The sequence below is a fragment of the Halonotius pteroides genome (genome assembly GCF_003605635.1).
GTDB classification, from domain to species: Archaea; Halobacteriota; Halobacteria; order Halobacteriales; family Haloferacaceae; genus Halonotius; species Halonotius pteroides.
In genome coordinates this window covers 33511-58188 of sequence record NZ_QMDW01000010.1, presented here as the reverse complement: position 1 = coordinate 58188, position 24678 = coordinate 33511, and the positions used below count along the sequence as shown (strand labels likewise).

22 protein-coding genes are annotated in these 24678 nt (G+C 61.8%); 5 read left to right on the top strand and 17 right to left on the bottom strand.

Annotated elements, in window-relative coordinates:
- Positions 1-46: 46 nt before the first annotated feature.
- Positions 47-784: a DUF5781 family protein gene (locus DP106_RS08540; RefSeq protein WP_120084698.1), complete on the top strand. Its 738-nt coding sequence runs from the start codon at positions 47-49 to the stop codon at positions 782-784.
- A gap of 4 nt (positions 785-788) precedes the next feature.
- Here DP106_RS08540 and DP106_RS08535 read toward each other — a convergent pair whose 3' ends face one another.
- From DP106_RS08535 to DP106_RS08480, 12 genes are all read right to left on the bottom strand, one after another.
- The gene (locus DP106_RS08535) at positions 789-2117 is read right to left on the bottom strand and encodes a CARDB domain-containing protein (protein ID WP_120084697.1); all 1329 of its coding nucleotides are present in this window, start codon (positions 2115-2117) and stop codon (positions 789-791) included.
- Between the two features lie 186 nt (positions 2118-2303).
- Positions 2304-2921: a 30S ribosomal protein S7 gene (locus DP106_RS08530; RefSeq protein ID WP_120084696.1), complete on the bottom strand. Its 618-nt coding sequence runs from the start codon at positions 2919-2921 to the stop codon at positions 2304-2306.
- A complete protein-coding gene (locus tag DP106_RS08525; RefSeq protein WP_021040854.1) occupies positions 2921-3349 on the bottom strand; it encodes a 30S ribosomal protein S12 in 429 nt (142 codons plus the stop codon). The genes DP106_RS08530 and DP106_RS08525 overlap by 1 nt, the downstream gene beginning before the upstream one ends.
- Positions 3350-3530: 181 nt before the next feature.
- Positions 3531-3950: a NusA-like transcription termination signal-binding factor gene (locus DP106_RS08520; RefSeq protein WP_120084695.1), complete on the bottom strand. Its 420-nt coding sequence runs from the start codon at positions 3948-3950 to the stop codon at positions 3531-3533.
- A 2-nt stretch (positions 3951-3952) separates the two neighbouring features.
- Positions 3953-5161, bottom strand: coding sequence for a DNA-directed RNA polymerase subunit A'' (rpoA2, locus tag DP106_RS08515; RefSeq protein WP_120084693.1), 1209 nt, complete (start codon positions 5159-5161; stop codon positions 3953-3955).
- Positions 5154-8075 carry a DNA-directed RNA polymerase subunit A' gene (locus DP106_RS08510; RefSeq protein WP_120084692.1) on the bottom strand — a complete coding sequence of 974 codons (2922 nt, stop codon included), beginning with the start codon at positions 8073-8075 and terminating at the stop codon, positions 5154-5156. The genes rpoA2 and DP106_RS08510 overlap by 8 nt, the downstream gene beginning before the upstream one ends.
- A gap of 6 nt (positions 8076-8081) precedes the next feature.
- Positions 8082-9908 carry a DNA-directed RNA polymerase subunit B gene (rpoB, locus tag DP106_RS08505; protein ID WP_120084690.1) on the bottom strand — a complete coding sequence of 609 codons (1827 nt, stop codon included), beginning with the start codon at positions 9906-9908 and terminating at the stop codon, positions 8082-8084.
- Positions 9909-9911: 3 nt separating this feature from the next.
- Positions 9912-11480: a DNA-directed RNA polymerase subunit B'' gene (locus tag DP106_RS08500; RefSeq protein ID WP_120084689.1), complete on the bottom strand. Its 1569-nt coding sequence runs from the start codon at positions 11478-11480 to the stop codon at positions 9912-9914.
- Positions 11477-11704 carry a DNA-directed RNA polymerase subunit H gene (locus DP106_RS08495; RefSeq protein WP_120084688.1) on the bottom strand — a complete coding sequence of 76 codons (228 nt, stop codon included), beginning with the start codon at positions 11702-11704 and terminating at the stop codon, positions 11477-11479. The genes DP106_RS08500 and DP106_RS08495 overlap by 4 nt, the downstream gene beginning before the upstream one ends.
- A 217-nt stretch (positions 11705-11921) precedes the next feature.
- On the bottom strand, positions 11922-12992 hold the full coding sequence (locus DP106_RS08490) for a phosphotransacetylase family protein (RefSeq protein WP_120084686.1): 1071 nt from the start codon (positions 12990-12992) through the stop codon (positions 11922-11924).
- Entirely contained in the window at positions 12989-15082 is a 2094-nt protein-coding gene (locus tag DP106_RS08485; RefSeq protein WP_120084684.1) for an acetate--CoA ligase family protein, read from the bottom strand. The genes DP106_RS08490 and DP106_RS08485 overlap by 4 nt, the downstream gene beginning before the upstream one ends.
- A 182-nt stretch (positions 15083-15264) precedes the next feature.
- Positions 15265-15549: a DUF7545 family protein gene (locus DP106_RS08480; protein WP_120084768.1), complete on the bottom strand. Its 285-nt coding sequence runs from the start codon at positions 15547-15549 to the stop codon at positions 15265-15267.
- Between the two features lie 92 nt (positions 15550-15641).
- Here DP106_RS08480 and DP106_RS08475 point away from each other — a divergent pair, with 92 nt between their 5' ends.
- The 4 genes from DP106_RS08475 to DP106_RS08460 all read left to right on the top strand — a co-directional run bounded on the left by DP106_RS08475 (position 15642) and on the right by DP106_RS08460 (position 20383).
- Complete coding sequence (locus DP106_RS08475; protein ID WP_120084683.1) at positions 15642-16184, top strand: SRPBCC family protein; 543 nt, start codon at positions 15642-15644, stop codon at positions 16182-16184.
- A gap of 94 nt (positions 16185-16278) precedes the next feature.
- Positions 16279-17616, top strand: a complete 1338-nt coding sequence (trkA, locus tag DP106_RS08470; RefSeq protein ID WP_120084682.1) for a Trk system potassium transporter TrkA — start codon at positions 16279-16281, stop codon at positions 17614-17616.
- Positions 17617-17618: 2 nt separating this feature from the next.
- Positions 17619-19121, top strand: a complete 1503-nt coding sequence (locus DP106_RS08465) for a TrkH family potassium uptake protein (protein ID WP_120084681.1) — start codon at positions 17619-17621, stop codon at positions 19119-19121.
- 128 nt (positions 19122-19249) lie between these two features.
- The gene (locus DP106_RS08460) at positions 19250-20383 is read left to right on the top strand and encodes a CBS domain-containing protein (protein WP_120084679.1); all 1134 of its coding nucleotides are present in this window, start codon (positions 19250-19252) and stop codon (positions 20381-20383) included.
- 32 nt (positions 20384-20415) lie between these two features.
- Here the strand turns inward: DP106_RS08460 and radB are convergent, their stop codons facing one another.
- The 5 genes from radB to gap form a co-directional block, all read right to left on the bottom strand.
- On the bottom strand, positions 20416-21108 hold the full coding sequence (gene radB / locus DP106_RS08455; protein WP_120084678.1) for a DNA repair and recombination protein RadB: 693 nt from the start codon (positions 21106-21108) through the stop codon (positions 20416-20418).
- 91 nt (positions 21109-21199) lie between these two features.
- Positions 21200-21703 (bottom strand): metallophosphoesterase, encoded by a 504-nt coding sequence (locus tag DP106_RS08450; protein ID WP_120084677.1) that lies wholly within the window; start codon positions 21701-21703, stop codon positions 21200-21202.
- 51 nt (positions 21704-21754) lie between these two features.
- A complete protein-coding gene (locus DP106_RS08445; RefSeq protein ID WP_120084676.1) occupies positions 21755-22156 on the bottom strand; it encodes a hypothetical protein in 402 nt (133 codons plus the stop codon).
- Positions 22157-22223: 67 nt separating this feature from the next.
- On the bottom strand, positions 22224-23441 hold the full coding sequence (locus tag DP106_RS08440) for a phosphoglycerate kinase (RefSeq protein ID WP_120084675.1): 1218 nt from the start codon (positions 23439-23441) through the stop codon (positions 22224-22226).
- 72 nt (positions 23442-23513) lie between these two features.
- Positions 23514-24572 carry a type I glyceraldehyde-3-phosphate dehydrogenase gene (gene gap / locus DP106_RS08435; RefSeq protein WP_120084673.1) on the bottom strand — a complete coding sequence of 353 codons (1059 nt, stop codon included), beginning with the start codon at positions 24570-24572 and terminating at the stop codon, positions 23514-23516.
- Positions 24573-24678: the final 106 nt, after the last annotated feature.

Below are 24678 nucleotides of genomic sequence, written 5' to 3'. Positions count from 1 at the left end.
AGCCGCGAAACACCCATATAGCTGCCAGCCTTTGACATATTCACACATGGATGTTCGTGTTCACGGTGCTGTCGCGCCGGGGCCGTTTTTGAGCGCGGCTGACCTCCTCGAAACCGAATATAGTCTCTCACAGCCGGTCGAGGTGCATATCCGCGAAAACCCAGACGAGCGCACGTGGGCGGCGCATTACGACGACCACCACGTGCTCAACATCTCCCGCCAAGCGGCTACCAGTGTGTTGGCACGCGAACTCGCCCTACATGAGTTCGCCCACATGGCCCGCTATGAGCAACGCCACGCCTCCCACATCCAATCGACCGACGAAGCCCTGTTTCTTGCGCTATCCGGCGAGTCGGTTGAACGGCAAAAACTGGCCCACTGCTATCAGATCGCCAACCACATGAAGGACATCTACGCCGACGATATCACCCTCTCGCTTGCGCCCGCAAGCAAGCTCGTGGACTTTTTCGCCTCGAAGCTCGCAACGGCGATTTCCGACCACAACAGCGACGAAAGCGGATTTTCTCCAGTCGAAACAACGGGGGCAGATCCGGAGATGACCGTCGTCAACGCCGCCTTCGCCTTGGCGTTAGTTGAACGGCACGGGCTTGTCAACACCGAACATCGACTGTACGAGTTGGCCAACACAGCGGCCGACGTAGCGCCAGAGGTTGATCTCGCGGGGTTTAAACGGCGGTTCAAAACGCTGGGCGACGATCCGACCGAAAGCGAGTATCGGAAATCGTTGGTGGAGATGACACGTGCGTACGCGACAGCGGAATGAATAGTTAGGTTGTCTCGTAGCTCACGGTGTCGACAACCGAGCTGCCGTTCTCCCCGTTGAGTGTGATTGTTGCCGTGTAGCCGCCTTGTGGTGGGTTTTCTACACCGGTGTTGCTGCCACTGTCACCGACAGTCACAACGATATCAGGGTTGTTCGAATCGTTCGTGATATCAGTTGTAAAGTTACCACTCAGATCAAACGTCGCGGTGTTACCGCTGTAGTCGCCACTGTTGACACTGATCGTTGATCTATCAGGGCCACTGCCCAATTGCCGGGTCATCTCGACGGTGATATCCGTCTCATCAAGATTGGTGAGTGTTGCTCCCTGGCCGTTGTCGCTGTAATCGACGTCAATCGTGTCGATATCTTCGCCGTCATTGAAATCGTTCTCATTGACCGTTGTGGCACGCCACGTGTGAACCGAGTCTGTGGCCCCGGCTGTTGACGGGTCAAGCGAGAGACTGAACGTGTTTCCTTTGGTGACAATTTTTGTGTCGCTGTCGTCGTCACTCTCAACACGAATATCGAGCGAACTGCCGTCACTGCTTGTCGGCGTATAGCTAAAGCTTCCTGTCGTCGATATCTGTGGGTCGAGCGTTACGGCGGTCGAGTCTTCTTGTGTTCCGTCGACAAGGAATCGAATCGTCTGCGTATCGGTTTGGTCACCGGTGTTTTCGATCTGGTAGTCGACCTGAATCGCGTTGTTCGCGCTGAAACTCGCTGGGACGTTGGTGATTGTTGTGTTGAAGAACGACTGCCCCTCGACAATCGTGAGATCTGCCGCCGTCGAAATCGAATCCCCGTTGTAGTTCGTGAGTGTCAGTGATGGTCGGAACGAGCCGCTGGTGGATGGGTTTTCGATGCCATCGATTATCAGTTCGATATCGCCAGCGATGTTGGTGTTGGGGTTGCCACTCAGCTCAAATATCGCGACCGCCCCACTGATATCGGTGGCACCCGTGCTGTTGACGGAGATGGTTGTTTCTGACCCGTCGCCGTTTCGATCGATTTTGACGGTGATATCCGACGGACTAAGCCCGTCAAAGCTGGCCGCATCGGCGTCGAAGTCGTAGTTTGCCTCAATGGTATCGACTTCGGTGTCGTCAGTCGCCTCGGTGCCGGTCGTAATGTCGGTTGTCGTCCATGTGTGTTTTGAGGGGGTATTCGATGTGCTTGGATTCGTCGATAAGTCGGCTTCCCGTTCGATCTCGTTGAATACCCGAAGATCAGCGACAGCAGACACGCTGTCGGCGAGACCCGCGTTCGTCGCGGTCGCACCGAGACTTAGTGTTGCGAGCAAACCGCCACCAAGGATGAAATTGCGTCGTTTCATAGGCTGCTGAACCGCACGTCGTCACTGCCGTGTGGGCGGAAATGACAAGCGATTCGGTACATATCTGTACTCTTGATTGAATCAGTATATGTGTTCGTGTCTGCTCTGCAACCATATCATAGAGGGCGTACACAGACAGCACATCCGCTGTGGGTCACTGAGGAAGGAAGAATAGAGACAGCGGGGTTAGCGGGCCGCGGCGGCAACGCGTTCGCGCTCTTCTTTCTGCGTGATCGCGTAGCTCTCGACGTCGTTGTCGGCCGCGCCCATCAGTTGGCGAGCCAGTGCCTCGGAGGCATCAGTCGCCGATTTGTAGCTGCCGTTGTGGGTGCCCTGGGCGATGAATTTCAGTGCCTCATCGACCCGTCGCTGTGGGGCCACATCGACGGCTTTCGGCACAGAGATCCCACCGTACTTCAGGCGGACAGTCTCCTCTCGGGGAGCGGCGTTTTCGACCGCGGTCACGAGGATCTGCACCGGATTCTCCTCGGTCTGCTCGTGAATCGTCTCGAAGGCGTCGTTGACGATGTTGGCCGCCTGCTGTTTCTTACCCGTGTTGTCCTCGGTCTGCATCAACCGGTTGATCAGCCGCTCGGCGATCGAGATCTCGCTTTTCTCGAACTGCTTGGCGGCGTGACGTCCCATCGTATGGGCAATCGGCGTCACGTTGATGTACCGTTTGGTCGAGGGATCGTTGTACTCGATCTCCGCGACCGACCAAACGCCAAACAGTTTCGCGCCATCGTCGACAGTTTCCTCGTCGGTCGCCGCCTCGTCGTCGGGGGTGGCTTCGCTCTCAGACATTATCGGACAGGTTTCTCGGCGTTACCGCGAACGAGTTCGATCATCGAGACGCCGTTGACCTTCTCGACCTTGTAGTTGACACCCGAAAGGTCGCCCATTGCGCGACCCTTCGCGCCGCCGATCCCCGCGATCGTGACCTCGTCGTGTTCATCAATAAACGAGATCGCCCCATCACCGGGACAGAACGCGGTGACCTGTTTGCCGTTTTTGATCAGCTGCACCCGGACGCATTTGCGGATCGCGGAGTTCGGCTGCTTTGCCTCGATGCCGACCTTCTCAAGCACGATGCCGCGGCCCTGCGGCGCGCCCTCAAGCGGGTCGGACTTCTTTTTGAGCCCGCGCTCGCGTCGAGCGTACTCGGAGTCAGACCAGCGTCGCTGCTGCCGATCCTTCTTGAGCTTACGGGCGGCGTATTTGCCGTTTGCCATGTATCCAGCTTTCAGATGTGGCTACTTAAGCATCCCTTTTTCAATCGGCGAAACGGACTGAGATCGCTCCGCAGGGGCCGCTAATCGGATCTGCGACCGTTTCGGAGATCCACGCTGACGACCGGAGAATGACGCGGAGGATGTAAGCACCGCTTACACCGGGTTATCGAGCACCCAACCGCTATGTCAGCGTGATGTCGTCGATATCGTAGTGTCGCTGTGCCAGTTTGCGGGCGGTTTCGATCCGCCGGCCATCGTTACCGATGGCGATCCCACGATCGGCTTCGGCGACCTCTGCGTAGGCGACGCGATCGCCCTGCTCGGAGATCGTCACCCCGCGTACCGCGGCCGGAGCGAGCGCGCTGGCGACAAACGCCGCCGGGGTGTCAGCGTTTTCGACCAACTCGATCTCCCGGCCCAGTTTCGCCTCGACACGATCGACGGTATGCCCATCCGGGCCGATCGCATCAGCCATCTCGCCGGCCGGGATCAACAGGACAACGCGGTCGCCCTCGATAAGACAGTCCAGCGGGTTGATATCGGTTTCCTCGGCGAAGAGCCGAATGTATCGCTTGGCGTCTGCCGACAGGGTGACCCGCATCGTCAGTCGTCAGCCGGCGACGTCTCCATCGACCCCATGCGGAGCTTCACATCGCCGGTGCCAACGGAGACGGGTTTCCCGGAGATGACGTTCTCGATGATCCCGTTGAGGTCGTCGCTTTCACCGTGAATCGCGGCATCCAAGAGGTGATTGACCGTGACCTCGAAAGCCGCTCGCGCGAGCACGGAATCCTTCGACCCGGAGATGCCGTGGCGGCCGATCGATTCGATGGTGCCCTCGTTGGTCATGATATCAGCAACCAACATCAGGTGCCGAACGTTCACGTCGTCGAGGCCCTGCTCGCGAAGCGTGTCGATCGTCTCGTTGATGATCGCCTCGCGGGCGGCCTCGATCCCGAGTTCCTCGTGGATCTCGTGGATATTGTTACACGTCGAGCGACTGGCATCGACGCCATCGATCCGGAGCACATCGCCGAACGCCGAGCCCTCGGTGTAGAGAACGAACTCCTCGCCATCATCGAGTTCTTCCTTGCGGATGACGACACGGCTGATCTCCTCGATCCCCTTGAAGACGATCTCCCGGAGCTCCTCGACGAGCTGGAGCAGCTCCCGGTAGCTCGGCTCGCTGGGGCCGAACTCGATTGCCATCCCCTGGTGGCGGGTATCGACACCAAGAGCGTCCTCGATGGTTTCGGCGATCTCCGCGGCGACGGGTTCGGCGGCGTCGGCGGTCGGCCACCGCTCCAACAGCGTCTCCTCGTTGAGATCGATCCGGACGACCATGTCGGCGACATTCGTCGAGACATCACCCAACGCGAGGATCTTCGTCGCTTCAAGCGCCCACACGACCTCGCGGGCTTTCTCTCTGTCCTCGGCGTACTCGTCGTCGAGATACACCGTCATCATCGGCGTATCCGGCTCCTTGCGGGCGTCAACAAGCTCGATCAGCCGCGGGAGGCCCTGTGTCACGTCGATCTCGGCGACACCGGCGTAGTGGAACGTGTTCATCGTCATCTGGGTGCCGGGTTCGCCGATCGACTGAGCGGAGACGGTGCCGGCCGGCTCCAGTGGCTCGATCCGAGCGTCGAGGTACTCTGCCTCGGCGGCACGGGCGATCTCGTCGGCCTGCTCGGTGGTGACGCCCTCTCGCTCCTCGATGGAGTCGTAGACGCGCCGCCGGAGGCGACGCGGGAGTTCGGTGTCCTCAACGACGGCTTTGATGTCGTCGGTGACGTGGTCGTACTCAGTCATCCGACTCCACCTCCGAGGACAGTGCGGTATCGGTGTGCTCTGAGAGGTTCGTCGGCGGCTCCGACGGCGTAAGGAACGATTCCTTTTCGATTTCGCTGTCGAACTCGGCGTCTAACACGCGGTCGGTGATCCCCTCGACATCAACCGCAAAGTCCTCATCAGAGGAGACCTTCACCGGCGAGGTACCGTCCTCGCCGAACTCGAACTGGACGACCCGGTCGGAGGTGTCCCGAACCGTGCCGTCGTACTGCACCTCCAGTTCAGACAGCGCGTTGATCAGGCGTCGCTGGAGGTAGCCGGATTTCGAGGTACGGACAGCCGTATCGACCAGCCCCTCACGGCCACCCATCGCGTGGAAGAAGAACTCCCGTGGGGTCAGCCCGCCGCGATAGGAGTTCTCAACGAAGCCGTGGGCCTCAGCCGAGAGATCGTTCGGCTCGTAGTGAGCCAGCGTGCGATCCTCGTAACCGCGGTTGATCCGCTCGCCGCGAACAGCCTGTTGGCCGACACAGCCGGCCATCTGCGTGAGGTTCAGCATCGATCCACGCGCACCCGAGCGAGCCATTACGACCGCCGGGTTGTCGTCGGCGAAGTGATCCTCGGCGATCTCACCCGCGGAGTCACGGGCTTTCCCGAGCGTCTGCATGATCTTCATCTCCAGGGTCTCATCGACCGTTCGGCCGGGCAGCGATTCAAGATCGCCGGCCCGGTAGGTTTCGATCAGCTCATCGATGCGACCGTAGGCGTTGTCGATGGCCTCATCGACCTGCTCGTCGGCAACTGGCGGAATCGACTCGTCGTCGATCCCGATCGAGAAGCCGAAGTGCATGATCGCCCGCATGGCGAGGGCCGCGACCTCGTTGATGAAGACGCGAGCACGGGTTTCCGAATACTGTTTGACGATCGTATCGACGATCTCGCCGCCGAAGGCACCGACGGCGTCCTCGTCGATCGTCCCTTGGAGGTGCTGGCCATCCTCGATAATGACCGTGTCGCCGGCCGATGAGTCAAATTCGAGATCAAGCCCATCCGGCAGCAGCAGCGAGAAAACGGTGCGACCGGTCCAGTAGGGGCCGGTCTCGTCTTCGCCGTCGGGCTCCGGCAGTTCATCGACTTGCGTTGCCCGCAGCAGGTCGAGCGCCTGGGTTTCGGTGAACTGTGGGTTGTCGTGGGTGAGCAGATAGGTACCCGAGATGTGATCTTGGATCGCACCGATGATGTTCTCGCCAAACCGCGGCGAGAGAATCTGTTCTTGGACACGCATGAGCACGCGCGCCTCAGCCCGGGATTCCTCAGTCTGGAGGGCGTGCATGTTCATCTCGTCGCCGTCGAAGTCGGCGTTGTACGGCGGACAGACCGTCGTGTTGAGCCGGAAGGTCTTATACGGCATCACGACGACCTCGTGGGCCATAATCGACATCCGGTGCAACGATGGTTGGCGGTTGAAGATCACGATGTCGCCGTCGATCAGGTGGCGGTTGACCTCCCAGCCAGCCTCGATCTTCGTTGCCAACTCTTCACAGTTTTTCTCAGTTACCTTCAGCCGGCGGCCATCAGGTCGCTTGACGTAGTTCGCGCCGGGGTGGGTTTCCGGCCCGTTGGCGACGTACTGTTTGGCCTCCTCAAGGGTGCGGTCGGTGACGTTGATCGTGATCGTCATCTCGCTGGCGACGCGGTCGGGAACCCCAACCTCGTTGAGACTCAGCGTCGGATCCGGCGAGATGACCGTCCGCGCCGAGAAGTTGACGCGTTTGCCGGAGAGTGAACCGCGGAAGCGACCCTCCTTGCCCTTGAGTCGCTGGCTGAGGGTTTTGAGGGGTCGTCCCGAGCGGTGTCGGGCCGGTGGCGTCCCCGAGATCTCGTTGTCGACGAACGTGGTGACGTGGTACTGCAGCAGCTCCCAGAGATCCTCGATAATGAGTTGCGGGGCACCGGCCTCGCGGTTCTCCATAAACCGCTGGTTGATGCGGATGATATCGACCAGCTTGTGGGTGAGGTCGTCCTCTGAGCGCTGGCCGTTGTCCAGCGTGATCGACGGCCGAGCGGTCACCGGCGGCACCGGGAGGACGGTCATGATCATCCACTCCGGTCGAGAGTCGGCGGCGTCGATACCGAGCACCTCGATATCCGAATCAGGGATCTGCTCGAACCAGTCCCGAATATCGCTCGCCATCAGCTTGTTCATATCCTCCTCGGTAAGGTCGACATCCAGCGCCTTCTCAAGGGCGCGACGACCCTCATCGCGTGGGCGGAATTCGCCGCCGAGAATCTGGTTGATCCGATCGAGTGGGATGCCCGTCTCATCCGAAAGCGCCTGTGGGCTCATCCCCTCGTCGTCTTCGTCCTCGTCGTCGGGCTGCATCGCCTCGGCGATGATCTCGGAGTACTCGCCCGACAGGACGTTTTGAACCTCGTAGTAGGTTGTCGGCTTTTCGTGTTTGATATCAGCTTGAGGCTCACCGCAGTGTGGACAGTTGCCGGCCTTACGGGCCTGTCGGACGGCCGATTTCAGCACGGTGTCAGGATCCTTGCCGAGATCCTCGGCGCGGTCAAGCTCGTCGCGGAACTCTTCCATCTCTATCTCGGTCAGCGTCAGCCGGCCGCACTCCCGGCAGGTCGCCCGGAGCAGTCGCCGGATCAGCGTGGTAAAGCCGACGTGAATGACAGGGGCGGCAAGTTCGATGTGGCCGAAGTGACCGGGACAGGAGCCGGAGTGTTGGCCGCAGGTGCGACACTCAAGACCGGGGTCGATCACACCGAGCCGTGGATCCATCAGCCCCATATCGATGGGGTAACCGTCGTCGTCGTAGGTGTCGGCTGTGATCACTTTCGTCGCCGAGATATCACGGTACGTCTCGGGATCCATCAGGCCGAAGTCGATCCCGCCGAGCTGTTTTGGTGTTTGGGTTGACATTGTAGCTTAGACCGCGTCTTCAAGTTCGAGGGTTGGTCGGATGCCGAGCGCCATCATCTCATCAAGCAGGAGCTTAAACGCGTAGCTCACGTCGAGTTCGTGGATGTTGTCCTCGCTGCCGGTTGCCGGATCGTACACCCGGCGTTGCTCTCTGTCCTCGACGGCGATCATGCCGGTGTCCTCAGAGACGTAGACGGTCTCCTTGTCGGAGGACTCAAGCAGGCGTTCGTTGAGCACCATCGACGCGCCGTGGCCGATGATCGTATCGCGTTCCATCTCGCCGACGCGGAGGCCACCCTCGCGGGCACGCCCCTCTGTCGGCTGCCGGGTCAACACCTGCACCGGCCCGCGAGAGCGGGCGTGCAGCTTGTTGGAGACCATGTGGTAGAGCTTGTGGTAGAAGATCGTCCCGACAAAGATCTCGGCGTCGATCTTCTCGCCGGAGACCCCGGAGTACATGACCTCCTTGCCGGAGGATTTGAACCCGTGTTCCTCTAAGGCACCACGAAGCTCCGCTTCGTCTTCGCCTTGGAACGGTGTGCCGTCGACACGGCGGCCTTCCAGCGCGCCGACTTTTCCGCCGAGCATCTCCAAAACGTGGCCGACGGTCATTCGTGACGGCAGCGCGTGGGGATTCATCACGAGGTCAGGGACAAGCCCCTCCTCGGTGAACGGCATATCCTCCTGTGGCGCGAGGTGACCGATAACGCCCTTCTGGCCGTGCCGGGAGGCGAACTTGTCGCCAAGCTCGGGAATCCGCTCGTCACGTACCTTGACCTTCGAGAGCATCGAGCCGTCCTCATTTTCCATCACAGTGACGGTGTCGACGACGCCGTCCTCGCCGGAGCGCATCGTGACGGAGGTTTCGCGTCGCTTCTGGGGGCTGAGTCCGCCCATGTCGTCGGGCTCCTCAAGAAATCGCGGCGGGCTTGTTTTGCCCAACAGAACCGAGTTCTCATCGACCGGCGTTTCGGGGTTGACGAGGCCATCCTCATCGAGGTGGGTGTAGGCATCCTCACCACGCGCGCCGCGAACGTCTTGATCGGGGATCTCGAAGCGATCCTCCTGGCCGCCGGGGTAGCGTCGCTCCTCGCCCTCGTAGGTCCGGAAGAAATGCGACCGCATCAGCGCGCGCTCGACAGAGCCCTTGTTCAAAACGAGGGCATCCTCGATGTTGAACCCCTCGTAGCTCATCACGGCGACGACGAAGTTCTGGGCGGCGGGGCGGTCGTCGTAGCCGATCTGTTCGGTCGTCTGGGTTTTCACCATCGACAGCTGCGGGTAGTGCAGCAGGTGTTGGCGGGTATCAGGCCGGATCCGGTAGTTTGCGGATGGCAGCCCCAACGACTGTTTCATCATCCCCGCGCCCATCGTAATCCGGGGGCTGGCATTGTGTTCGGGGTAGGGGATCATCCCGGCGCCGATCCCGAAGATCAGCGACGGATCGATCTCAAGGTGGGTGTGTCGCTCGGTGAGGTCGTCCTCGTCGACGCCGACGAGGATATCTTCCTCCTCTTCGGCGTCGATAAACTCAACGTAGCCGCGGTCGACGAGATCCTCGAACTCGAGGTCGTCGGTTTTGAGCGCCTCGATCTCCTCGTCGCCGAGCAACGGTTCGCCGTCCTCGACGACGATCAGTGGGCGGCGGGCCCGGCCGGCATCGGCGTTGATGATGACCTCCTGGGTGCGGCCGCGGACAGAGACGTTGACCGTATCGGAGACATCGCCGCGACGGCGAGCGTCTCGTACCTGTTCGGCAAGCTGTTCTGGATCCGGATGGGTGCCGACGAGGCTCCCGTTGACGTAGACTTTTGCTTCTCGTGATTGAGCCATTGGTTAGTCGTCCGCGGGGGTTGTTCGTTCAACGCCGTCGATTCCTGGGATCCCCTCGACTCCCATCGACGATAGTTCGCGCTTCAATCCTTGCTCGTCCTCGATGTCCTGACTCAGCTCCATCGCCTGGGCGAAGTTTTTGACCAGCCCACAGTTCGGCCCTTCCGGCGTCTCGGAGGGACAGATGCGACCCCACTGGGTCGCGTGGAGGTCACGCGCTTCAAAGTGTGGCTGCGATCGGCTGAGCGGCGAGCGAAGCCGTCGGAGGTGCGACAACACGCCCATGTGGTCGGTGCGGTCGACCAACTGAGAGACACCGGAGCGGCCACCAACCCAGTTGCCGGTGGCGATCGGGTGTTCAAGCCGTTCGGTGAGCACATCCGAGCGGACGACCGTGCTGACCGAGAGCTCACGGTTCCGCATATTGGCGCGCTCAAGCTGGTATTTCACGTCCCGGGCCAGCTTGTTCAGCGCGGTGCGGAACAGATCGGTCATCAGGTCGCCCGAGACCTTGAGCCGTTTGTTGGCGTAATGATCCTTGTCGTCGGCGTCGCGTCGGCCAAGAGCGAGTTCGAAACAGGCCTCGGCCATCCGACAGAGGTAGTAGGCCTTGTTGGTACGAACCTCCTCTTCGTCGACGCCTTCCTCGTGGAGGTGCGGCAGGAGGTAGCGGTCGATGACGTAGTTGGCGCGTTTGAGCTGGTAGTTTTTGCCCTGCCCGCTTGCGACGCGCTGACCGAGGGTTTCGATGGCGGCCTCGGTGGTCTGGACGTCAGCTTCCTCCAGATTCTCCAGCATGAACTTCACGATCTCTGGGTCATCTGAGACGCGGTGGACGATCTCCTCGTCGGATTCGAGTCCGAGCGCGCGAACGAGCGTGACGAAGTTGACGCTGCCCGACACCGATGGGAAGCTCACCTCAAGCAGCCCCTCGCGGTTGCGCTCACAGAGGACGAGCGCGCGGTAGCCACGTCGCTGGCTGAACGTCTTGGCGACCTGGATGTCGTCGTCGTATTTCGTGTCGTGTTCGGCGAGGATCTTGTTCGGCGCGAGATCCTCGCTGGTCATCAGCACCCGCTCGGAGCCGTTGACGATGAAGTAGCCACCGGGGTCGGCGGGGTCTTCGCCGATCTCGATGAGCTCTTCATCGGAGAAGTCGGCGATGTTACATTTGTCGGAGCCGACCATGATCGGCATGCGGCCGACCTTCGTCTCCGTGGAGTCGACGACGGTTTCGGGTTCCTCGTCGCCGCCGCGGATGATCGACATCTCCATGAAAACTGGGGCAGCGTAGGTGATGTTGCGAAGACGAGCCTCCTGTGGGAACAGCAGCTCCTCACTGCCGTCGGCTTCGCGCACACGTGGTGTCAGAATGCGGATGTCGCCGAGTTCGACGTAGACGGGCTCTTGGCCCTCCTTGTCGCCGATGTCGGTCTCGATGGTTTCCTTCTCGACGGCGACCTGCTGCATGCCGCGTTCGAGAAAGGCGTTGAACGAGCGGAAGTGGTGTTCGGCGAGGCGATCCTCCGAAAAGTACTCTCTGGATACGTCGCGTCGATCTTGTCGGTTCATTCGACCACCAGTCGGTAGGAAATTGATGTTTCTGCTGTCCGGGAATCACGGACGATCTTGATGACATCGCCCGTCTCGGCCGCCTCCGGCAGTGCCGGGTCGTCGGCTTTGATCTCCGGAAGATCGGTGCGATCCAACCCATACTCCTCGAGAACCGAATCGAGTTCGGCTCCCTCGATGGGGATGTGCTCGGGAACGAGTTCGTGTTGGCTTACGTCTACCATGGATACGTTGGGTTTCGGGTTGAAGAAACTACTATCACGAGATACTACAGTTCGATAGAAAACGAGGCCAGTTAAGGATTGCTAACTTGGGGTGAGTCCAACGGCTCATCGACCCCGGCTGCCCTGATACCTGTCCTAAGGATCGATACGGATAAAGAGTTTGTGGCGGGGGGTCGCGACAGCCGACAGCGGGGTCAACAGGTACCGACGACGGCGATCAGTCCGCGCTGCCAGCACCCACCAGCGCGTCGAGATCGACGCGCTCGGTCAGCAGATCGGCCATTGTGTCGACGGTCTCCGCATCGCGGGTGCGACCGCTACGAACAACCGACTCGGCGCGCTCGACGGCGGTCAGACTATCGGTGTTGATCTGGAGGATCGGCGTGTTGGCCTCCTCGGCTCGGCCCAACACCGCCGGCGATGGCCGGTGGCCGCCGGTCAGGATAAGACAGTTAACGCCGGAGGCCTCTATCGCTGCGGTGTGGATATCCGATCGATCGCCGCCGGTGATCGCCGCGGCGTTGCGCGCCCGTCGGAAGTACCGGAGCGCTTCGTCGCCGCCCATCGCACCCACGAGGAAGCGTTCGACATAGTCGTCTGTCGGCGTATCTGTCAGGATGTCCGCGCCGAGTTCCGCCGCGAGATCCTCGATTGTCACGCCGGCCAGCCGCTGTTCTTGCGGCACCGCGCCGAAGACCTCAGCGCCGCGGCTCTCAAGGAACGGGATCACGTCGCTGTCAAGTTCCTCGAAGGCACTCTCGGAGATGCGGTTGAAAACGATCCCTGCCAGTCGATCCCCGAGTCGATCGATCGCCCCGAGCAGCCCATCGATATCGCCGGGCTGGGTGTAGTCGGCGACCAGAATCGCCTTCGCGTCCAGCAGCTCGGCGACCTCGGGGTCGGTTAGCCCAACGATGCCGCCGGTCGACAGCGAGCCGCCACCCTCGACGATCATCGTATCGCGGTCGGCGGCGAGGGCGTCAAACTGCGTTTTGACCTGTTGGCGAAGCTCGTCGGAATCCTCTTGGCCGCGGATCGCCCCATCGATAAACGTCGGCGAGTAGACGACGGGTTCGAGCTCGTGCATCTCGGCGTCGAGATCGAGCAGCTCCCGGGCCAACATGGGATCTTCGTCGAGCGTTTTGCCAACGTTGCTCTGCAGGCGGGTGCCTTTCGGCTTCATGTAGCCGACCGAGTGGCCACGGTCGGTGGCGATCGTCGCCAACGCCAGTGCGATGGCGGTCTTGCCGGTGCTTTCTTCAGTTGCGGTGATGAGTAGTGTGTTCATAGGTTCTCGGGGTCGACGGTGAGTCTGATATCGACGGCGGCGACGCCGTCGGGCGTTGCGACCAGCGGGTTGATGTCGAACTCCATGATCGCCGGGAAGTCAGCGACCAGTTGGGAGAGCCGCTGGATCGTCTCGACGATGCCATCGAGATCGGCGGGATCGCGCCCTCGTGCGCCACGTAGGAGCGGTGCCGTCTTGATTTCTTCTGTCATTTCGCGGGCTTCGGTCTCCGAAACCGGGGCGACACGGAAGGTCGTATCCTCCAGTACCTCGACGAAGATGCCACCCAGGCCAAACATCATCAGTGGGCCGAACTGCGGATCGCGGTTCATCCCGACGATGGTTTCGGTGCCCGAATCCAGGTCAGCCATCTCCTGAACCTGGACGCCAAGCAGGTTGGCGTCAGGCTGGTAGTTGCGTGCGCGCGTGATCAGTGTTTCATACGTGTCAGCAACCTCGTCGTCGGCGACACCGACCGCGACGCCGCCGATGTCGGATTTGTGTAGGATATCGGGGCTGACGATCTTCATCACGACATCGCCATCGATCTCCTCGGCGACCGCGCGGGCGTCCTCGGGGGCATCAACGATCTCGCTGTCCGGCATCGGAATGCCGTAGGCGTCCAGTAGTTCCATCGCCTCAACGCCGAGCCGGTTGTCCGATCGATCCTCGACGCGTTCGAGAATCGCACGGGCAGCGTCTTTGTCCACGTCGAAGTCGGCGGGTTCCTCGTAGGTTCGCCCTTGGATGCCGCGGTACTCCCACAGCGAGTCAAGCGCGCCGATCGCCCGAGAGGGATCGAAGTAGTTCGGGATGCCGGCGTCGCTGAGGATCGCCGCCGAGTCGTCGACACTCTCGCCGCCCATAAAGCAGGCCGCAACGGGTTTGCCGTGTTTTTCCCGCAGCTCGACGGTTTCGGCGGCCAACTGCTCGTAGTCGAGAACAGCGGTCGGACACGATAGCACCATCGCCGAGCCAACGTTTTCGTCGGCCAAGGCGATATCGAGGGCGTCGCGGAACCGCTCAACATCGGCGTCACCGACGATATCGACGGGGTTGTAGATGTTGCCCTCCGCCGGGAGCTGCTCGGAGAAGGTATCGAGGGTGTCCTGTTCGAACGACGCCATCTCCAACCCGGAGTCGCCGACCGCGTCGGTCGACATCACACCGGGGCCGCCGGCGTTGGTGATGACGGCGATATCGTTGTTCTCCGGAACCGGCTGGTTGGCCAACATCTGGGCGGCATCGAACAGACCCTGTACCGACTCCGCCCGGAGGACGCCGGCCTGATCGAGGCCGGCCTCGTAAGCCTGCTCGGAGCCGGCGATCGTCCCGGTGTGTGAGGACGCGGCCTGGGCACCGGCGTCGGTGCGACCGGATTTCACGAGGACGATCGGCGTATCCTGAGTGACTTCGCGGGCCGTATCGATGAACTCTCGGCCCTGACTGATCCCCTCCAGATAGCCGATGATCACGTCGGTGTCGGGATCGTCGCCCCAGTGGTCGACGAAGTCGGTTTCGTCAAGCACAGCCTTGTTGCCAAGCGAGGCAACATCCTTGAACCCGACATCCTCGTCGTTGGCCCAATCGAGGACGGCCGTGATGAACGCTCCCGACTGGCTCATAAAGGACATGTTGCCGGCCTCGGGGCTATCGGGCCCGAAGGAGGCGTTCATCCCGTTGGCTGTCGACATAACACCGAGGCTGTTGGGGCCGACCAGATTGAGGTCGTACTCGGCGGCAAGTGATTTCAGTTCCTGTTCCCGGCTCGCGCCATCGCCGCCGGTCTCGCCGAAGCCGGCGGTAATGACGACGACGTTTTCGACGTCGGCTTCGCCGGCCTGTTCGATCGCCGGCAGCACGATCTTTGGCGGGACAACGATCACGGCCATATCAGCCGCCGCCTCTCCGATCTCGTCGACACAGGAGAGACCCATCACCTCCTCGTAGTTGGGGTTGACCGGCACCACCTCGCCGTCGAACGCCGACAACAGATTGTCGGTGACAGCGCGGCCGATCGACCCCTCACGTGCGGTCGCACCGACGACAGCGATGCGATCCGGCGCAAATAGTTCCGTTAGGGTGCCCATCACTCCGAACGTAGCCGCCGGATCTTCTTAAACGGCGTGTACCAGCCCTGACGTGGGACAGAGACACATACTCAACCGACGACTGTGTGGATCATGCCACCGTATCGATACGACACGCACAACGGACGCGATGATCCGTCGACACCGAGAAATTGTAATGTGCCGCGTGTGACACGCGCTGCTCAGTGACTGTGCCCCATCGCGTCTTCGAGGCTCATTCCGAAGCGCTCCTCGAAGAGTTCCTCGGCGGCGTCGTTGAGTTCGACGAGTTCCGGCGACGGTTCACCCTCGGCGTGGTGGACAAGCGAGTGGGCGTGCTGGGCGAGGGCCTGCACAACGATGTCGCTGACCACCGTCGTCGGCTCCTCACCGGGTTCGGCAAGCGTCTCGACCAATCCGGCCGGGACAGCAAGCGTTTCACTGGAACCGTCCGGCCCTTCGATGGTGTAAGCCTCCGTATCAACCATACTGAGGGAAACAACCGCAGCCATAAGGCCGTGTGGGTTCGATACCGCGGCTGACCTGCGGGCTTATTAGCCTCCCGGCCGAACGACGAGGCGTGGATACGATCGTCGTTCGAACTACGGTGTACGCCGCCGCCGAGGAGGTCTATGAGTTCTTACTCGATTTTCCGGAGTACGTTAACTACTCCAAATATCTGACCGATGTGCGGGTACGAACCGGCGACGGCGGTGCCGGAACGCAGTATGCGCTCCGGTTTGCGTGGTGGAAGCTCAGCTACATCGCCCACTCGAAGGTTGTCGCTGTCGACCCGCCCGAAGAGATCGACTGGCGGATCACCAAGGATATCGACGCCAACGGCCGGTGGGCGGTCGACCCCCTTGAGACGCTGCCCGCAGACGCCCCCGATGATGCGACGACAGCCTGTCAGGTGACGTTTCAGGTCGCCTTCGATCCTGACTCCGCCGACGCCGGCGTGCTGAACCTCCCCGCGCTCGTCTCGTTCGGCTGGGTGCTTGAACAGGCGATCCCGTTGATCCGCGGAGAGGCCGAACGCGTCGTCCAGCGGGCGGTCGCCGATCTCGAAGCGCGCAGCCGACCGGTCGACCTGACGATCGAGACGGATTCACAGTATCTCTGAGCGCTGGCTGGCAAGCACGTGTGGGTACTGCAGCCAACAGGGGAACGCCTAAACCGCCGCCGTCGATACCCACGCCCATGAGAGGGACAGGCGGATGAACGTCCTCATCGTTGGCGCGGGCCAGGTCGGCGAGAGCATCGCGGCGGATCTCGCCGCTAACCATGACGTGACAGTCGTCGACCAGCGAAGCGATCGAACCGAGGAACTCACCTACGGCTACGACGTCTTGACCGTTACGGGCGACGGCACGGATGTCGATGTTCTTGAGGAGGCCGGCATCGAGAGCGCCGAGATGGTGATCGCCAGCACCGACGACGACGAGACCAACATCGTCGTCTGTTCGACAGCCGCCGCGCTGTCAGGGGCGCTCACAATCGCCCGCATCAAACAGGCGAAATATCTTGAGACGTGGGAGCGCGCCGACCGCGTGTTCGGCGTCGACTACATGGTCTGTACGAATCTACTGACCGCCCGATCGATCGGCCGGGTCGTCGGCTTGCCGGCAGCAGTCGATGTCGACCCCTTTGCGGGCGGCCGCGTCCAGATGGCCGAGTTCGAGATCAGCGAGCAGTGCCCGATCGTCGACCAAACAGTCCAAGAGGCCGATCGGTATGACTCCCTGACGTTCGCCGCGGTCATCAGAGGCGAGGCGGTTATCGTGCCCGACGGGAGCACCGTCATCACCGCCGGCGATCGCGTTGTTATCATCGGCAGCCCCGAAAGTGTCCACAGCTTCGCAGATGGGCTTGATCCAGACCATGGGGCCGGTGCCGACGAGGAAGTCGCCATCTTCGGCGGCAGCGAGATCGGCTACCACGTCGCTCGGCTGTTGAGCGAGCGGGGATTCAACCCGCGGCTGATCGAGCAGGATCACGATCGGGCCCGTGAACTCGCCGAGGAGTTGCCGGCGACACAGATCATGGAGTCCGATGCCACCGACATGGAGTTTCTCGAACGCGAACGCGTCGACGAGGCCGATGTCGTCGTCGCCGCTCTCGAAAGCGACGACAAGAACCTGCTGGTCTCGTTGCTCGCCAAGCGGCTCGGCGTCGATCGAACCGTCGCCGTTATCGACACACCCGCCTACGTCGAACTGTTCGAGGCCGTCGGCGTCGACGTGGCGATCAACCCCCGGATCGTCGTCGCCGAGGAGATCACGCGGCTCACCCAGTCCGAAAAGACCGAAAACGTCGCGCTCATCGAGAGCGACAAGGCCGAGGTCATCGAGGTCGAGATCGACGCCGACAGCGTCCTCGCCGGGCGGCCGATCCAAGAATCGGTCGCCGACCTGCCGAACGGTGTCGTCATCGGCGCGATCACGCGCAACACATCCTTTGTCACGCCGCGCGGCGATACCGAGATCCAGCCGGGCGACCATGTCGTGCTCTTTGTCGATGCCGGCGCGATCGACGCGACGACCAGCAAGCTCTGACAATGGTCACCCTCCGCGTCAACTGGCGTGTCAGCCTCCGGCTGCTCGGCGGCGTGTTGAAATGGCTGGCACTCCCGCTTGCCGCACCGCTTGGTCTTGCCGTTATCGACGGCGATCCGACCGCCCCGTTTCTCGTCCCGATCGTGATCACACTGGCCGCCGGCCTCGGGCTCGAGCGACTGGAGACCGACACGCAGCTGTACACTCGGGAGGCCTACCTCATGGTCGCGCTGTCGTGGCTCTGTGTCGGCCTGATCGGCGCGGTGCCGTTCGTCCTCGCCGGCAACGGCGGGTTAGCCACGCCGATCAACGCCGTTTTCGAGAGCATGAGCGGGATCACGACGACCGGCGCGACCGTCATCGACGACTTCGCCGCCCACTCACGGGCGATTTTGCTGTGGCGGCAGGTGATCCAGTGGCTTGGCGGGCTCGGCATCCTTGTGTTGGCGATCTCGATCCTCTCACAGCTCGCCGTCGGTGGCGCACAGCTGATGGAGACCGAATCCCAAACACAGGATGTCCACAAGCTGACCCCACGGATCAGCGAAACCGCGCGGCTGATCTGGTGGCTCTACGCCGGGGTCACCCTGTTTGCGGCCGGCGGGCTGTTTGCGCTCGGGCTGGCCGGGATCGCGCCGAACATGGACGCCTTCAACGCCGTCTCGCATGCGATGACAGCGGTGGCGACCGCCGGCTTTTCGCCTCAACCCGATAGCGTCGGTGCCTTCGCCCCCGCCGCCCAGTGGCTGATCGTTCCGTTCATGTTTGTCGGCGCGACAAACTTCATCCTCATCTATTTTTTCATCAACGGCGACTTGGGACGGCCACTGCGCAACGAGGAGTTTCGGTTCTATCTCGGCCTTGTCGTCGGTGCCTCGGTGTTGATGGGCCTGTTGCTCGTCACCGATCCGACGCTCACGACGACCGGCGTCGAGGAAACAGCCCGGCTGGCAACGTTTCAGGTGGTGTCGTTGTTGACGACGACCGGGTTTGCGACCGTCGACTTCAACGCGTGGTCGCCGGCGGCCAAACACCTGCTGTTTAGCTGTATGTTTCTCGGCGGGATGGCCGGCAGCACAACCTGTTCGATCAAGCTGCTACGCTGGCTGATCATCCTCAAATCCTTCCGCCGTGACCTGTTTACGACGATCCACCCCGAGGCGGTGCGGCCGGTGCGGCTCAGCGGGACAGCCATCGACGAGGAGACGATCCGCGACGTGTTCTCCTATACGATGCTGAGTCTCGTGATCTTCTTTCTTGGGACGATCGTCGTCGTCGTCGACGGCGCGCGGATCGGGCTGGAACTCTCGGAGTTCGAGGCACTCAGCGCGGCTGCGGCGACGTTTTTCAACATCGGCCCTGCCTTCGGCGTCGCCGGCCCGTTCAACAGCTACAGCCCGTTTTCGGAGCTCACCAAAGCGGTGATGATCCTCCTGATGTACGTCGGCCGGATCGAGATTATTCCGGTGCTCGTGTTGTTTACCCCTTCGTTTTGGCGGTCGTAACCGACGGGCAACACACAAGCAACGACGACGGGCAATCCACGAGCCACGATAACAACGAGCTCACGATCGGTGATGGGCGCGCTGTAACAACGTTAAATACCCCCGCCGGTGTACGTTCAGGATAGACCATGGATATTACTGACATAGTTGTCGAGGAGTTCGTCGAGGTCGACACCGACGAACGACTGGCGACGGTTCGTGCGGCGTTCGACGAGGCAAACCCAAAAGGCGTCATCGTCACCGAAAACGGCGACTACGCCGGGGTGATCGGCGAATCCGAGCTGGTGAAATCCCGCATTCAAGACGACACAAAAGCTTCGGTGTTGATGACCTCCGCACCGCGCGTCGACCACCACGAGGATATCCGCGAGACCGCCCGGCTGTTGGTCGAAGGCGATGTCAACGTCGCGCCGGTGTTCCGCGGCGAGACCCTCGATGGCATCATCACGACCGACGCGATTCTTGAAGCCGTCCTCGAAAATCTCGACGCACTGACCGTCTCCCAGATCTACACCGACGAGGTGATCACGGAGACGACGGCAGCCACGGTTGGCCAGGCGATCAACCGCCTGCGGGAGCACGGCATCTCCCGGCTCCCGATCGTCGGCGATGCCGATACGCTCACAGGCATCATCACGACCCACGACATCGTCAACTTCGTTGTCCGCGACGAAACCCGCCAGGAGAAAGGCGACCGCAGCGGCGACCACGACCGCATGCTTGATCTCCCGGTCGAGAATCTGATGACCTCGCCGGTGTTGACCGCCGAACTGGGGGATGCCGTCGACGAAGCCGTCGAGGTCATGTTCGACAACGACATCTCCGGGCTGGTTGTCACCGACGACGACAACGGCGTCAGCGGCATCATCACGAAAACGGATGTCCTGCGCGCGCTGACGTTCACCGAGGAAGAGTCGATGGACGTCCAGATCACGAACGTCAAACTGCTCGACAGCATCGATCGGGCAGAGATCGTCGAGTCGATCACCCAGGTCGTCGACAAATACCAAGCGATGAACGTAATCCACGCCCACGTCCGGTTCCACGAACACAAAGAGAAGCTGCGCGGGACGCCGCTGATCCAAGCGCAGATCCGGCTGCGAACGAGCCACGGCCAACTCGCCGGCTCCGGGGAAGGCTACGGCGCGAACCACGCCTTCCACGTTGCCCTCGATAAGCTGGAACGCAACGTCTTAGAGCGGAAGGGTGTCAACGCCGACGCCAAACAACGCGGCCAGCTCATCCAGAATCTCGAGCTGTAGGCGCGGCGATCAAAACTCGTCGATGCCGCTGATCAAAACTCGTCGACGCCGGTGATCCCGCCGTCGGTGATCTCGAAGGTCGCCGTCTCACCGGCGGCTTTCGCCCGGTGTTTCTCTACGGTTGCGCGGCGTTTCCCGCCGCGAAACCGATCCAACCGAACAACCACACCGGTCCAGTGTTCAAGCGTGTGGCCACCCAGCGCGCGTACCCGGTCGGCGTCGGGATCGGTGTAGACCTGATTGGTCACGACGACCGCAATATCGTATTTGCGCGCGATCGACAGCAGCTCCGTGATCTGGCGAGCAACCGCCCGCAGGGAGTCGCCGCCCTCCGCGTCGTCGGCGCGGTTGAGCCGGTAGAAGCCGGTCGCGCTGTCGAGAACGATCAACTCGACGCGCTCAGCAAAGTCGGCGGCATCCCGAACCGCCTCCTGTTGTTCGTCGAAGTCGACCGCATCGGAGATGATGAGCCGCGAGGCGACGGTATCAAGGGTCTCGTCGGTGCGGTGTTCGATCAGCTGCTGGAACCGATCGACCGACAGCCCCTCGGTGTCGATATACAACGCGCTGTCGCCGGCGGCGGCGACCCCGACGGCAGCCGACAGTGCGATGTTGGTTTTCCCGGCTGCCGGCTGGCCGTAGAGCTGGGAGACAACCCCGCGTTCGAACCCGCCGCCAAGCAGCGTATCAAGGGCGTCACAGCCGGTTGAGACTGGCTCCGTCACAGTCGGGATTTGTGTGGTCAGCGCAAAAGCCCCGCGGTCTGTGACAACGTCTTGAGTGGTACTCAAAACAGCACCCGGACATCGCCTATCGCTAGTCGAGTTGGTGGTGGGTAATCGCGTCTGTCCGCGACTCATCGGTGTCGAGGATGGCGACATGGAACGCGTCGTCGGCCCCTTCGATCGGTAGACCGCCGGGGTTGACGCGAACGGTGTCGCCGTGCGGTGTGATCGTTCGCTCGTGGGTGTGACCGTGGAAGACGTAGTCGTAGGTGTCCGCTTCGGCCAACGCATCCCGGAGCACCCTGTTGGTGCCGTGGTAGACCGCGAGCTCGACACCGTCGAAGGTGAGTTCACCGCACTGGCCGAGATAGGTGCCGAACTCGTCGACAACGTTGCCCAGAGCCCACTCGCCGTCGTTGTTGCCGCGGACGGCCGAAAACGCGAAGGCGTCGGTGTCGAACGGCGTTGCCGAAAACGGCGCGATGATGTCGCCGCAGTGAATGACATGGTCGACGCCTTCCAGTTCGAACAGCGAGACCGCTTGCTGGACGTGTGCGAGGTTGTCGTGGGTGTCGGAGACAATGCCGAGCTGCATGGCTGAGCTGTCGTGGGCAACACTCAAGAAAGTGATCCGTCCGCGGGCGGCTTACTCGGCTGGCTCCTGCGTCGCCGTCCAGCCCGAAACCGTTCGCTCGCGGGCGAGAAAGGCGATAAAGTACAGCAGCGTCGCCAACAACACACCAGTCGCAGCGTCGTTGAGGAACGGGCGTCCTGCGGGAGCCAGTTCCGCGACCAGCTGAACCCCCATGAAGACGCCAGCGATGAGCAGGAAACGACCGGCCATCCCGATCCGATGAAACCAGTCCTCAACGCCGTCAGATGCGAGCGCGACAGTTGTCAAAACGAACGCGACGACAACCATTGGCAACGAGGAGAGGGTAGCAATCATATTCGGAAGGAGTGTGACTCCGATAACGCCACAAAAGAGCAGTTCGCTCCAACAGGGCGGGCGATCCGGAAAATGCGGCTCGAAATCGGGGAGGGCCATATGTGCCTGTTCGACCAACAGAGCAAAACAGTTGTGCAACCAACAGGTGGGGCCGCGAAAGCGCGGCTCAGTTCGCCGCGTCGACAAGCAGTTCCACGCCCGGCAGATCGTCGCCGGTGAGCGCGCGGATGTACGCGCCGCCGGCGATCGAGACGTGACCGAAGTCGGCTTCGTCCATCCCGTACATCTCGATCGAACGAGAGGTGTCGCCGCCGCCGACCACAGAGAAGCAGTCGGTTTCGGCGATGGCTTTCACCGCGCCGACAGTGCCGGCGGAAAACTGCTCCTCCTCAAAGACGCCCAGCGCGCCCTTGAGGAAGACGGCATCCGAGTTTCGGATCGTCGGATCGTACTTTTCGACCGTTTCCTCGGAGATATCCATGTAGTCGTGGTTGGCGGCGTCGAGTTGCTCGCGGGTGTGTTCGGCGCGCTCGCCGTCGTCCTCGTAGGCCAGCCCCTCGGGGAGTTCGATCTGGTCACGTCGCTCGTCGAGAAGCCGTCGGATCACGTCCTCGTTGTTCGCCCACTGGGTGTCGTAGAGATCCAAATCCTCGTGGCGGTCGTAGCCAACATCGTAGCCCGCCGCCCGGAGGAACAGGTGGCTGGCGATCCCGCCCAGACAGAAGGTGTCGATCTTCTCGCCCAGCGTCTCCATGACGCCGATCACGTCGGTCGCTTTGGTACCGCCGACGAGCATTGTCACCTGGCCGTCGAACTCGCGGTTGGCGATGGCGGTGTTGGCCTCGTACTCGGTTTCCATTACGCGACCCGCGAAGGCTGGCAGGGCGAGCGGGAAGCCGACCAGCGAGGCGTGTTTCCGGTGGGCCGCCGAGTAGGCGTCGTTGATGTAGGCGTCAAACTGCGGCGCGAGCGTCTGGACGAACTCGGTGTCGGCCTTGACCTCGGGAGCTTCCTCGGGCAGCTCGTCGTCGCTCATCCGGGTGTTTTCGAGGAGTAGCACCTCGCCGGGCTCAAGGGCCTCGATGGCGTCGAGCGCGTCGTCGCCGTAGATGTCGTCGACAAACTGAATCTCGCGGTCGATGTGCTCGCCGAGGATCCCGGCGTGCTGATCGAGGGACACGAAGGTATCGCGGCCGGGCCGTCCCTGGTGGGCCATCAACACGACCCGGTGGCCCTCGTCGGCGAGTTCGCCAACCGTTTCGGCGTGCCGGCTGAATCGGCGGTTGTCCTGTGCCTCGCCGTCCTCGACCGGGGAGTTCAGGTCAAGCCGGACGAGAACGCGCTGTGCGTCGTCGAGATCGTCGATAGTGTTGAATGATGCCATTGGTGTGTTGGAAATCGGATAGGTCAGTCAAACGGTGCGTGGGTGGCCAGCGAAGCCGTCGCAACCAGCGGCTTAGGATTCGTCGACGAGGAACTCAGCCATATCAAGCATGCGGTTCGAGAAGCCGTACTCGTTGTCGTACCACGTCAGGATCTTCACGAGGCCGCCGTCGTCGCCGATGACGTTCGTGGAGTTGAGATCGACGTACGAGGAGAACGGGAGACCCATGACATCGGCGGAGACGACCTCATCGTCGGTGTAGCCGAGCGCGCCGGCCAGCGGGCCGTTGTCGGCGGCATCGCGGAAGGCGGCGTTGATCTCCTCGGCGGTCGGATCGGCGTCGAGGTCGACAACGAGTTCGGTGATCGAACCGGTCGGGACGGGAACGCGGATCGCCATCCCATCAAGTTTGCCCTCCAGTTGGGGGAGCACCTGCGTGGCGGCCTGTGCCGCACCCGTCGAGGTCGGGACAATGTTTTCGGCCGCGGCGCGACCGCGGCGGGTCTTGCCTTTCGGCGCGTCGATAAGCGTTTGGCTGCCGGTGTAAGCGTGGACGGTCGTCAGCGTACCTGTCTCGATGCCAAACTCCTCGTCGAGTACCTTGGCGACCGGGGTGACGGAGTTGGTTGTACAGGAGGCGTTTGAGACAACATCCTCGCCATCGTAGTCGTCAGCGTGGTTGACGCCGTAGACCAGCTGCGGAACCGGTTTGTCGCCTTTCGGCGGCGCGGAGATGACAACCTTGTCCGCGCCGGCCTCGAGATGCTGGGCGGCGTCGTCTTTCGTCCGGAAGATACCCGTACACTCGAAGGCGATATCGCAGTTCTCCTCGCCCCACGGCAGATTGGAGGGGCTCTGAACGTTGTGCAGCGACACCGAGGTGCCACCGATGGTGAGCTCGTCGCCGTCGAGTTCGAGCCCATCGAGGGTGCCCATGATGGTGTCGTACTTGCCGAGGTACTGCATCTGCTCGAAGTCCATTACGTCGTTGATACCGACGAGTTCAACCCGTGGGCTGTCGAGAATCGCACGGAACGTGTTACGACCGATCCGACCGAACCCATTCAGACCGACGCGAACAACATCCTCGTCGGCGACTTCCGCACCAGCGTCTAGATATGATTTACTCATACGCGAATAGCGATTCTACAGCTACTTAAAATAGCCCGGATCGTCGTAACGCGTGTGAACAAATCACAATAGATGGCTCCGGAGGCAGCGATACACATCCGGAAAC

What these genes read in the sequence shown, in the direction of transcription:
- DP106_RS08535 (WP_120084697.1), bottom strand. Translation starts at nt 2,117, where the DNA reads ATGAAACGACGCAATTTCATCCTTGGTGGCGGTTTGCTCGCAACACTA.
- DP106_RS08510 (WP_120084692.1), bottom strand. Translation starts at nt 8,075, where the DNA reads ATGTCAACCCAAACACCAAAACAGCTCGGCGGGATCGACTTCGGCCTG.
- DP106_RS08460 (WP_120084679.1), top strand. Translation starts at nt 19,250, where the DNA reads ATGGATATTACTGACATAGTTGTCGAGGAGTTCGTCGAGGTCGACACC.
- rpoA2 (WP_120084693.1), bottom strand. Translation starts at nt 5,161, where the DNA reads ATGACTGAGTACGACCACGTCACCGACGACATCAAAGCCGTCGTTGAG.
- gap (WP_120084673.1), bottom strand. Translation starts at nt 24,572, where the DNA reads ATGAGTAAATCATATCTAGACGCTGGTGCGGAAGTCGCCGACGAGGAT.
- DP106_RS08495 (WP_120084688.1), bottom strand. Translation starts at nt 11,704, where the DNA reads ATGGTAGACGTAAGCCAACACGAACTCGTTCCCGAGCACATCCCCATC.
- DP106_RS08525 (WP_021040854.1), bottom strand. Translation starts at nt 3,349, where the DNA reads ATGGCAAACGGCAAATACGCCGCCCGTAAGCTCAAGAAGGATCGGCAG.
- DP106_RS08500 (WP_120084689.1), bottom strand. Translation starts at nt 11,480, where the DNA reads ATGAACCGACAAGATCGACGCGACGTATCCAGAGAGTACTTTTCGGAG.
- DP106_RS08490 (WP_120084686.1), bottom strand. Translation starts at nt 12,992, where the DNA reads ATGAACACACTACTCATCACCGCAACTGAAGAAAGCACCGGCAAGACC.
- DP106_RS08465 (WP_120084681.1), top strand. Translation starts at nt 17,619, where the DNA reads ATGGTCACCCTCCGCGTCAACTGGCGTGTCAGCCTCCGGCTGCTCGGC.
- DP106_RS08540 (WP_120084698.1), top strand. Translation starts at nt 47, where the DNA reads ATGGATGTTCGTGTTCACGGTGCTGTCGCGCCGGGGCCGTTTTTGAGC.
- rpoB (WP_120084690.1), bottom strand. Translation starts at nt 9,908, where the DNA reads ATGGCTCAATCACGAGAAGCAAAAGTCTACGTCAACGGGAGCCTCGTC.
- DP106_RS08440 (WP_120084675.1), bottom strand. Translation starts at nt 23,441, where the DNA reads ATGGCATCATTCAACACTATCGACGATCTCGACGACGCACAGCGCGTT.
- DP106_RS08445 (WP_120084676.1), bottom strand. Translation starts at nt 22,156, where the DNA reads ATGGCCCTCCCCGATTTCGAGCCGCATTTTCCGGATCGCCCGCCCTGT.
- DP106_RS08520 (WP_120084695.1), bottom strand. Translation starts at nt 3,950, where the DNA reads ATGCGGGTCACCCTGTCGGCAGACGCCAAGCGATACATTCGGCTCTTC.
- DP106_RS08450 (WP_120084677.1), bottom strand. Translation starts at nt 21,703, where the DNA reads ATGCAGCTCGGCATTGTCTCCGACACCCACGACAACCTCGCACACGTC.
- trkA (WP_120084682.1), top strand. Translation starts at nt 16,279, where the DNA reads ATGAACGTCCTCATCGTTGGCGCGGGCCAGGTCGGCGAGAGCATCGCG.
- DP106_RS08480 (WP_120084768.1), bottom strand. Translation starts at nt 15,549, where the DNA reads ATGGTTGATACGGAGGCTTACACCATCGAAGGGCCGGACGGTTCCAGT.
- DP106_RS08485 (WP_120084684.1), bottom strand. Translation starts at nt 15,082, where the DNA reads ATGGGCACCCTAACGGAACTATTTGCGCCGGATCGCATCGCTGTCGTC.
- DP106_RS08530 (WP_120084696.1), bottom strand. Translation starts at nt 2,921, where the DNA reads ATGTCTGAGAGCGAAGCCACCCCCGACGACGAGGCGGCGACCGACGAG.